The sequence below is a fragment of the Aquimarina muelleri DSM 19832 genome (assembly GCF_000430665.1).
GTDB classification, from domain to species: domain Bacteria; phylum Bacteroidota; class Bacteroidia; order Flavobacteriales; family Flavobacteriaceae; genus Aquimarina; species Aquimarina muelleri.
In genome coordinates this window covers 1-8,512 of the sequence record NZ_AUML01000066.1, presented here as the reverse complement: position 1 = coordinate 8,512, position 8,512 = coordinate 1, and the positions used below count along the sequence as shown (strand labels likewise).

Genomic DNA, 8,512 nt, shown 5'->3' with positions numbered 1-8,512 from the left:
TTCGGTATGCTGCTGCCTAACAGGCATGGGAACTCTGGGGATTACCGTTATGGCTTCCAAGGTCAAGAGATGGATAATGAAATCAAAGGGGAGGGTAATTCTATAAACTACAAATACAGGATGCACGATCCTAGAGTGGGTAGGTTCTTTGCGGTGGATCCGTTGGCTACTACTTATCCTTGGAACTCTCCTTATGCTTTTAGTGAAAATAGGGTTATTGATGGTATTGATTTAGAAGGTTTAGAGTTTTACCAAAAGATAGGTAGTCCTCAAGATCCAAGTCCAGCTGATGGGTTTAATCCAGTATTTGCCTTTGAATCAGGAATGACAGCTATTACTAATACAGTAAGAAAAGCCAAAGCCAAAGCTAATGGAGAATCAGAGTATACACGAGTAACATTAAAGATTCAAAATTATGTAGATGTATTGACAGGAGCTAAAGCATCAGGTACTTATTATCAATACGATCAGGTTAGTGTTTATAATGATAATCCTATAAATGGTGTTTTAGATACTGTAGAAGTATTAGGCAATACTGTTGGTCTAGGAAGTCAAGCAAGAACCGTCACGGCTGGAGCTTTAACAGTACAAAGTTCAAGTAAAGGCACTATTATTAAAACTGCTTTAGAAAAATCTCTACAAAACCTAAGTAAGTTAGGTAAAGGGAATTCTTCCTTTTTGAAATTAAATACTAGTTTACCTAAGCAAGTAGCTGGAGCAGGAAGAAATTTTATTAGATATTCGACTTCTATTATTGACGGAAAGATTTTTAATAAAGATATTTTAGGAAATAGTAATGGTAAACCAGTTGATTGGATTATAACAAAAGGAGGAGATTTACTTTTTGGTCATGGTCATGCCTTTTTATCTGGTCATGCTGAAGAAGTTGTAAATGCAGGAAATGCCATTATAAAGAATGGTAAGATTACTGAAATAACAAACGGAAGTGGTCATTATTTACCAACTCCTGAGCATTTGGAATCTGCAATCGAATTTTTTAGTGAATTAAAAGTTTTAGGAAAAGATTTTAGGAAAAATGTATGGAAACCCAAGAAGAAAAAATAATGAAAGAATTGATTAAAATGCCGAGTGCAATGGAAGAGCCAATGCGGATAGGCGATATATGTCATTTGAGGAACTCAAAGGTTAAAAAAGGAGATATAATTATAATAATAGAAAGTGAAAACTATTATATGGAAATTGAAGCTCCAATAAATGGTTTAATCCAATATAATGTAGAGAAGAATCAATTAGTAATGACTGGGGATTTGTTATGCACAATTGATAAGGAACAAGATATTCGGATCTAAATATTTACCCTGCTGGTGCCAGAATGAGTGATTGCTAGTGCCAGTTTGCAACTGGTACCGTACCAGCTTGGTAAGGGTGATAAATAAAATAAATATAAAAGCTACTTAGAAATATGTAGCTTTTATGGTTTGTAGGTTTTAGCTACATTTTTAGAGATCAAGTAATCTGATATATTAGTATTGTTATAGGTTACTTCTGCAATATATCTAGCGTACTGGTCTTTATTTTGTTTTGTGGTAGTAATGGTAATTATAGCATCTTCTGGGCAAAACTTTTTAGCTACTGCTCTGGCATGTTTAGCTTGTCTTTCTCTGTAAGCCACGGTATTGTTCATTTCTGGTGCATCAATACGAGCCAGTCGTATCTTTTGTATGGTTTTTACATAAAACCCTAAATCGATCTCTACTAGCAGGGTATCGCCATCAACCCACCTTATTACCTTTGCTTCATAAGTATACATAGGATTAAAAGTACTACATTTTTATACATAAAAATGTAATTTGGTCAAAAAAAGGGTTCAAAAAAGTATTAAAATATCGTTTTAATATACTGTATTATAGGTTATTGTGAAAAAAAACTACATTTTTGCTATTAAAAATGCATGGTAATTATATATAGTAGTAAATAGGAATTATAGAAAGTAGTTTTTGTAGTTCTAAGAATATGCTAATCTAGCTTTAGCATCCCTAATCATAGCATCAATAGTAAAAAGAATATGTTCCCTGTCTGTATCTGGTAGTTTTTGTATAGTCAGTATCCTGTTAGAAATACTTTCATCCATAAGAAGTTCGGTTTTCCCTACCAGATAATCTAGTGATACATTGAATATATCAGCTAATTTACTAGCTACTTCTATAGATGGTTTAGCTTCTTCACGTTCATATCTACCAATTACATTTTGATGTACTTCAATTTTTTTAGAAAGTTCTTCTTGTGATATTTTATGTTGTTTTCTTAACTCTGAAACCCTTTTACCGAAACTCATAACTGTAATATTAGTACTTAAAGTGTGTTGAAATACAAAGTTAAAATACTTTTTAAGGTATAAAACTACATTTTTAATTTGTTTTTTAAACACATAAAGTTACATTTGTACATTAAAGTGTATAATAGTTAAGTTATGAACAATCTTGATACAAGTAATCCCAACAACTATAGTTATGTAACCAAAGACATAGAAGTACACGTTTTAGGCGGTTTACAGTTAAATAAGTTAGAGAGCCTACGGGTAACATTGAGTGTTGAGAAAATTACCAAAACCAAAGCGGTATTAAATATACTGCGCCAAAGCATCGATTTATATAACGACTCCCAATGTGAGAAACTGGTCAGAAAATGTGCAGAACGTTTAGAAATAGGTACAAGTGTCATCAGAAAGACCTTACAAGAACTTACCAAAGCCTTAGAAAACTATCGATTCTTGCTCACCACACAACAATCAGAATTACAAAAACCATTTAGTAAAACGCTCACAACTTCCGAAGAAAAAGAAGCGATCAAGTTTTTAAAGTCTAAAAACCTACTAGAAAAAACCAATGATTTAATAGGAAAATCTGGAGTAATCGGCGAAGATACCAACCGATTGTTAATGTACTTGATATTCACAAGTAGAAAAACCAATAATCCATTGCATTGTATTAGTTTAGGAAGTAGCGGAGTAGGCAAGACCCATTTACAATCCAAAGTATCCGAGTTAATACCCGAAGAGGATAAAATAGAAATCACCGTATTATCTGCCAATGCTTTTTATTACTTCAACCGCACAGAGTTACAACACAAATTAATCCTGATAGAAGATTTAGACGGAGCAGAAAGTGTACTCTATCCACTACGAGAACTGCAATCTAAAAAACGCATTACAAAAACGGTAGTTCACAAAGACCGAAAAGGAACAACAAAAACCATCCATTTAACGGTGGAAGGACCAGTAAGTGTTGCAGGTTGTACTACACAAGAAAGCATTTATGAAGATAATAGTAATAGAAGTTTTCTTTTATACATCGATGAAAGTGAGGAGCAGGATATAAAGATTATGAAACATCAACGATTGATTAGTGCAGGCAAATTAAATGAAGAAGAGCAATGCCAATCGAGGCTTAGCCTCCAAAACTGTCAAAGAGTTTTAAAGCCTATCAAGGTTATCAATCGATATGCAGAATTTTTAGAGTTACCACAATCTGTATTTAAACCCCGAAGAACGAACAGTCACTATTTACAATTTATAGAAGTCATCACATTTTATAAACAGTGGCAGCGCCACAGGCATTATAATGAAGAAACAGGTGAAGAATATATAGAAACAGAAATCGAAGATATCCAAGAAGCCAATGAGTTGATCAATGAAGTGTTATTAAGAAAAAGTGATTTACTAAATGGAGCGTGCCGAAACTTTTTTGAACTTCTTAAAAAGTATCTACAAAAAGAAGATAAATCCACATTTACCAATGCAGAAATACGCAGAGTATTACGTATTAATCCGAGTAATCAAAAACGGTACATGATACAACTACAACTAGCTAACCTAGTAAGAAAAGCCAAAGGAGATAAACGAAAAGGATATCAATATGAAGTAGTTACCTATGATGATTATAAAGCTACCAATCAGCACATACAAGAACTATTACAATCCACATTACAGTCATTAGAAGTTCAAGTAGTTCACAATGGTTCAATCTCTAAAATGGACGAATAGTACATCTGTAAATCAGTTAATTATCTAAGTAGTTCAGGCAAACCCAAAAAACACATACCTAATGAAAAATTTATCCTTAGAAAACCGCAGTTACAAAGAATTATTACTGTCTTTTAAAGATTGGTTGGATATCTTGGGATATGCAGAAAGTACCGTTTATAAACTACCGATACACCTGCAAGAATTTTTTAATTACCTAGAGAACCACGGGCATAGCGATATAAATAGCATCACTACCCAAACCGTTCTTGATTATTATAAATATCTAAAAGAGCGCCCCAATCAAAGGCGGGAAGGCGCATTATCCAAAGGACACCTTAATAAGTTGCAACAAGCCCTATATAAATTTAGGGAATACCTAAAAGCCCATGACCATAAAGGGATCAATATCCATTTAAAGTATGAAGAAAAGAATGACAAAGACAGTTTAAATGTACTTACACAAGAAGAAATAAAAGAGTTGTTCGCAGCCACACATTACAGTAATCCAGAAGAACGTATCCGTTACCGAGATCGTGCAATGCTCACTTGTTTTTACAGTTGTGGACTTCGCAGGAACGAAGTAGTACATTTGGATATCGGGGATATCCTTTTTGATAAACAACGAATTTTTGTACGACAAGGTAAGAATTATAAAGAACGCTTTGTACCAATTAACAAGCATAGCTTGAAAATATTAGAACACTATGTGTTCGATTATCGTACCGCATTTTATAATTACAAGGAAACCGAAGCCCTTTTTATCAGTTATCGCGGTACACGATTGCAAGGCAGGGGTTTTGCCAATCGGTTAGAAGGCATCATAGATGCAACTGGTAATGAAGAATTAAAACAACGTAACATCACTTTGCACAGTTTACGGCACAGTATAGCTACCCATTTGCTAGAACAAGGAGCAGACATCGAACAAATCAGTACTTTTTTAGGGCATGCTTCCTTAGAAAGCACACAAATATATACTCACTTTTTAATCGATCAAGGCAATGAACAGATATATCCATTATCTAGAGAAAAAGGGCTACAACAGCAAAGCTATCCCCACCTACCGAAGAAGCGCTGCTAGGTTTGCTAAATGGTGTGCAGCCTATGGAACAACAGCCGAAACCATAGATTACAAAACCTTTTTAAAATACATAGAACATCTACGAAAAGGCGATTCCCAGAGCAATCCGAAGGGAAAGCTGAAACCAAGAACCTTAAAAACCTACATAGGCAACCTAAAAACCTACTTTGATTATTTGGTAGAGGAAAATTACAGGGAGCAAAATATCATCAAAGAACTAAACATAAAAGGCGTTAAAAAAACCATCATTACTAACTTTTTAGAGTTCGAGGAACTGGAAGATTTATATTACAGTTACCCGACAAATAAAGGCAAAGAAATAGCCAGAAAGCGTAATAAAATCATCCTTGGGTTATTGGTCTATCAAGGACTAAATACAAGGGATTTACAACTCTTAGAAGTAGAAAACATACAACTCTATAAAGGCAAGATCAATATCCCAGGCACAAAAAAGAGCAATGCCCGTGAAATCGAATTAAAACCGTTCCAACTCATGGAGTTTATGGAATACATTAACGAAGTTAGACCCAGGATTTTAAGAGAAACCAATAAAGCTACAGAACAACTATTATTACCCATCGGGAGGAGTTTTAAACTTCACAATACCGTACATAAATTAGCTAAAGAATTAAAGGAAATCAACCAAAATTTTATGGATGTAAAACAGATTAGAACCAGTGTCATTATTAGTTGGTTAAGACAATACAATCTTAGAAAAGCACAATACTTGGCAGGACATAAATACATCAGTTCTACAGAAAAATATGTACAAGACGATCTAGAAAGCTTGCACGAAACCATCAACACGTATCACCCATTACAATAAATAAAACCATAATAATAACTAAAAACAGTAATCTTATGAAAACACCAAAAACACACATCAAAATCCCGATCACAGAATTGGGGGAATTACGCTTTATGCAGCACACTTTGTTGTACAACCTTAATTTGTTGAGCCAAATGGAAGATGATTTTTCTACCAATAGAAGCATCAAGGACAATATGTACTGGATCAGTAAAATACTGGTTGCCATAGCAGAGATTGACCAACAAAAAGAATTTAATGATTTAGAATAAAAAATAAATAAGCACCCTTGCTCCTAAAAGCTTTTAAAAAACTGAAATAGCTTTTAAATAAATAAAAAAGAAACTTAATTAAAACGTAATCAGGGAATACTTAATAAATAGCATCTGATAGGATAAAATAATAACTTTGCAAGTATGAGTAAAATAGACAAAACGACTTACATTACTTTTTTAGAAGAGATTAAAGAACAAGTATACCAATCTCAATATGAAGCATTAAAGCAAGTAAATAAACAGTTGATCACATTATATTGGTCGATAGGTAAATCAATAGTAGATAAGCAAATAACTCATAATTGGGGAAAGTCTGTAGTTGAAACCTTATCCGAAGACTTACAGAAAGAATTCGTTGGAGTGAAAGGATTTTCTAGTAGGAATTTATGGAGAATGCGAAGTTTTTATGCACATTATAGTGAAAACAAAAAACTGCCACCATTAGTGGCAGAAATAGGGTGGAGTCACAATATTCTAATTTTAGAGAAGTGTAAGGACGACCTAGAGCGGGAATTTTATATTCAAATGACTAAGAAATATGGTTGGACTAAAAATGTATTGATCCATCAAATAGAAGGAAGGTCATACGAGCGTTTTTTACTTAATCAAACCAATTTTGATAAGACTTTAGAAGAGAAATATAGACATCAGGCAAAGTTAGCAGTCAAGGATAGTTATAGTTTTGATTTTTTAGGAATGAGCGAAGATTATGGAGAACGAGAAATGGAGTTAGAACTGATCAAAAACATACGCTCCTTCCTTATGGAAATGGGGAATGACTTTGCTTTTATAGGTAATCAACATAGATTAGTAGTTGGAGAAGAGGAGTTTTATATTGATATTCTGTTATATCATAGGAGATTAAAATCACTAATTGCAATAGAATTAAAAACCACAAAATTTAAACCTGAGTATGCAGGTAAATTACAGTTTTATCTAACGGCATTAAATGAAACAGTAAAGACAGAAGATGAAAACCCCTCGATAGGAATTATTATTTGCAAAGGAAAAGATCGTACAACTGTAGAATATGCGTTGAAAGATATGAATAGTCCAATGGGAGTAGCTAGTTATACTTTAAAAGAGGAACTGCCACAGGATATGAGAGAGTTATTACCATCAGCAGAAGAAATAGCAGAACATTTGCAGAAATTTATAGAGAAAAAAAAGTAAACTATGGATGTTAAAAAAGAAATAGTAGCAATACAAGAAGAGATAAACACTATCAAAGATCCGTTATTCATTAAGGCGATTAAAAATATGTTAGTATATCGGAAGAAAATGGTACAACCAGAATGGTGGAATACATTAACAGAAGAAGAAAAACAAAAGTTTTAAAAAATATGGAAGACGAAACAGAAAAAATGAGAGCAGAATTATTAGAATTTATTGCAACTTGTGAAGATGAAATATTATTAGAACAGATATTAGAAGCAGCTAAAAAATGCCATAATGAAAAGGACTGAATCAGAGATGATAAAACTAAAGTTAGAAGTCATACAATTTATATTGGATTGTAATGACGAAGTTATATTATCTAAGATGGAAAAAATTTTAAGAGAAGGGTAAAAAACAACTTCATTAAGGCTCAATACATAATCCTGAATCATAATAGGTTCGGGATTTTATTTTTCATAGTGTAAAAACCAAGTGTCTCCTTTCAGTCGAAATATTATTATAGGTGCACCGCCAAAAAAGGCTTTTTGCCCATAAGCTGATCAAAGGAGTTCCTTCGTCACTTCATAAGTCATATTTTCTTCTTCCACAATTGCAGAAAAAGCAATTGTTCCAGACCGTTGTAGCTTCCTCACCTTCGGTCGTCAGCTTCCACTAGAAACATATGACCTTATTACGTTCCTCTTTCACCCGTAGCTACTTTTTTGCTTAACAACAATAAGGATGCCTAACGGCGTATGTTGAATTAAGCAAAACCGCTACTACATTGGCTACGCCGCTGGTCGCTGCCTACAGGTTTTTTAATCTTGAATTTTATATTTTTTTAGAGGAAAAGATAAAAAAACCTGTGGCGTGTGGGGATCTATCGATCTTCCTCCCACACGTCGGCAGCTCCTCTCCGCTATGGCTTCGCCTCAGTTTTGCGTACACGCAGTATCTTCAATCGGCAGATTGCCTATGATTAATCTTGAAGCTGAAGCCCAGCCGCAACTGCCGTTGCGCACTTCAGCTTCAAGATTAATCGATCTTACTCGTATGCAAAAAACACACTTCAAACGTGGAATTTTACTATATTTACAAGGTCGAAAGACATACGTTCTTAAAAATAAAAAAAAGCAGTTTTGTTGGCAAGGTATGCGTTAAAAAAAGTGTTTTTTCTGAAATATATGCAGTGACTACTATCCCTT

The 8,512-nt window shown here is 33.8% G+C and carries 11 protein-coding genes; 9 read left to right on the top strand and 2 right to left on the bottom strand.

Going from position 1 to position 8,512, the window contains the following annotated elements; all coding sequences use genetic code 11:
• Together H527_RS0118105 and H527_RS22605 are read left to right on the top strand one after the other, a co-directional pair.
• Nucleotides 1-1,065 (top strand): RHS repeat-associated core domain-containing protein (locus tag H527_RS0118105; protein ID WP_282706432.1); only part of this gene is annotated, 1,065 nt, incomplete at its 5' end.
• Complete coding sequence (locus H527_RS22605) at nucleotides 1,041-1,310, top strand: biotin/lipoyl-containing protein (protein ID WP_035088864.1); 270 nt, start codon at nucleotides 1,041-1,043, stop codon at nucleotides 1,308-1,310. The genes H527_RS0118105 and H527_RS22605, both read left to right, overlap by 25 nt.
• 122 nt (nucleotides 1,311-1,432) lie before the next feature.
• Here H527_RS22605 and H527_RS23305 read toward each other — a convergent pair whose 3' ends face one another.
• The gene (locus H527_RS23305; protein WP_027413977.1) at nucleotides 1,433-1,771 is read right to left on the bottom strand and encodes a thermonuclease family protein; all 339 of its coding nucleotides are present in this window, start codon (nucleotides 1,769-1,771) and stop codon (nucleotides 1,433-1,435) included.
• 195 nt (nucleotides 1,772-1,966) lie between these two features.
• The gene (locus tag H527_RS0118090; protein ID WP_027413976.1) at nucleotides 1,967-2,296 is read right to left on the bottom strand and encodes a helix-turn-helix domain-containing protein; all 330 of its coding nucleotides are present in this window, start codon (nucleotides 2,294-2,296) and stop codon (nucleotides 1,967-1,969) included.
• A 135-nt stretch (nucleotides 2,297-2,431) separates the two neighbouring features.
• Between H527_RS0118090 and H527_RS24480 the strand changes: the two genes are divergently transcribed.
• The 7 genes from H527_RS24480 (at nucleotide 2,432) to H527_RS24725 (ending at nucleotide 7,615) form a co-directional block, all read left to right on the top strand.
• Entirely contained in the window at nucleotides 2,432-4,003 is a 1,572-nt protein-coding gene (locus tag H527_RS24480; protein ID WP_051316865.1) for a hypothetical protein, read from the top strand.
• A 61-nt stretch (nucleotides 4,004-4,064) separates the two neighbouring features.
• Nucleotides 4,065-5,066 carry a tyrosine-type recombinase/integrase gene (locus H527_RS23300; protein ID WP_051316864.1) on the top strand — a complete coding sequence of 334 codons (1,002 nt, stop codon included), beginning with the start codon at nucleotides 4,065-4,067 and terminating at the stop codon, nucleotides 5,064-5,066.
• A complete protein-coding gene (locus H527_RS0118075) occupies nucleotides 4,987-5,892 on the top strand; it encodes a tyrosine-type recombinase/integrase (RefSeq protein ID WP_081414643.1) in 906 nt (301 codons plus the stop codon). The genes H527_RS23300 and H527_RS0118075 overlap by 80 nt, the downstream gene beginning before the upstream one ends.
• A 35-nt stretch (nucleotides 5,893-5,927) precedes the next feature.
• Nucleotides 5,928-6,146 carry a hypothetical protein gene (locus H527_RS24105; RefSeq protein WP_155837946.1) on the top strand — a complete coding sequence of 73 codons (219 nt, stop codon included), beginning with the start codon at nucleotides 5,928-5,930 and terminating at the stop codon, nucleotides 6,144-6,146.
• Nucleotides 6,147-6,290: 144 nt separating this feature from the next.
• Complete coding sequence (locus H527_RS0118065; RefSeq protein WP_027413974.1) at nucleotides 6,291-7,322, top strand: PDDEXK nuclease domain-containing protein; 1,032 nt, start codon at nucleotides 6,291-6,293, stop codon at nucleotides 7,320-7,322.
• A gap of 3 nt (nucleotides 7,323-7,325) precedes the next feature.
• Nucleotides 7,326-7,487: a hypothetical protein gene (locus tag H527_RS24100; RefSeq protein WP_155837945.1), complete on the top strand. Its 162-nt coding sequence runs from the start codon at nucleotides 7,326-7,328 to the stop codon at nucleotides 7,485-7,487.
• 5 nt (nucleotides 7,488-7,492) lie between these two features.
• Nucleotides 7,493-7,615 carry a hypothetical protein gene (locus tag H527_RS24725; RefSeq protein WP_262891717.1) on the top strand — a complete coding sequence of 41 codons (123 nt, stop codon included), beginning with the start codon at nucleotides 7,493-7,495 and terminating at the stop codon, nucleotides 7,613-7,615.
• Nucleotides 7,616-8,512 lie beyond the last annotated feature (897 nt).

What these genes read in the sequence shown, in the direction of transcription:
- H527_RS22605 (WP_035088864.1), top strand. Translation starts at nt 1,041, where the DNA reads ATGGAAACCCAAGAAGAAAAAATAATGAAAGAATTGATTAAAATGCCG.
- H527_RS23305 (WP_027413977.1), bottom strand. Translation starts at nt 1,771, where the DNA reads ATGTATACTTATGAAGCAAAGGTAATAAGGTGGGTTGATGGCGATACC.
- H527_RS0118090 (WP_027413976.1), bottom strand. Translation starts at nt 2,296, where the DNA reads ATGAGTTTCGGTAAAAGGGTTTCAGAGTTAAGAAAACAACATAAAATA.
- H527_RS24480 (WP_051316865.1), top strand. Translation starts at nt 2,432, where the DNA reads ATGAACAATCTTGATACAAGTAATCCCAACAACTATAGTTATGTAACC.
- H527_RS23300 (WP_051316864.1), top strand. Translation starts at nt 4,065, where the DNA reads ATGAAAAATTTATCCTTAGAAAACCGCAGTTACAAAGAATTATTACTG.
- H527_RS0118075 (WP_081414643.1), top strand. Translation starts at nt 4,987, where the DNA reads ATGAACAGATATATCCATTATCTAGAGAAAAAGGGCTACAACAGCAAA.
- H527_RS24105 (WP_155837946.1), top strand. Translation starts at nt 5,928, where the DNA reads ATGAAAACACCAAAAACACACATCAAAATCCCGATCACAGAATTGGGG.
- H527_RS0118065 (WP_027413974.1), top strand. Translation starts at nt 6,291, where the DNA reads ATGAGTAAAATAGACAAAACGACTTACATTACTTTTTTAGAAGAGATT.
- H527_RS24100 (WP_155837945.1), top strand. Translation starts at nt 7,326, where the DNA reads ATGGATGTTAAAAAAGAAATAGTAGCAATACAAGAAGAGATAAACACT.
- H527_RS24725 (WP_262891717.1), top strand. Translation starts at nt 7,493, where the DNA reads ATGGAAGACGAAACAGAAAAAATGAGAGCAGAATTATTAGAATTTATT.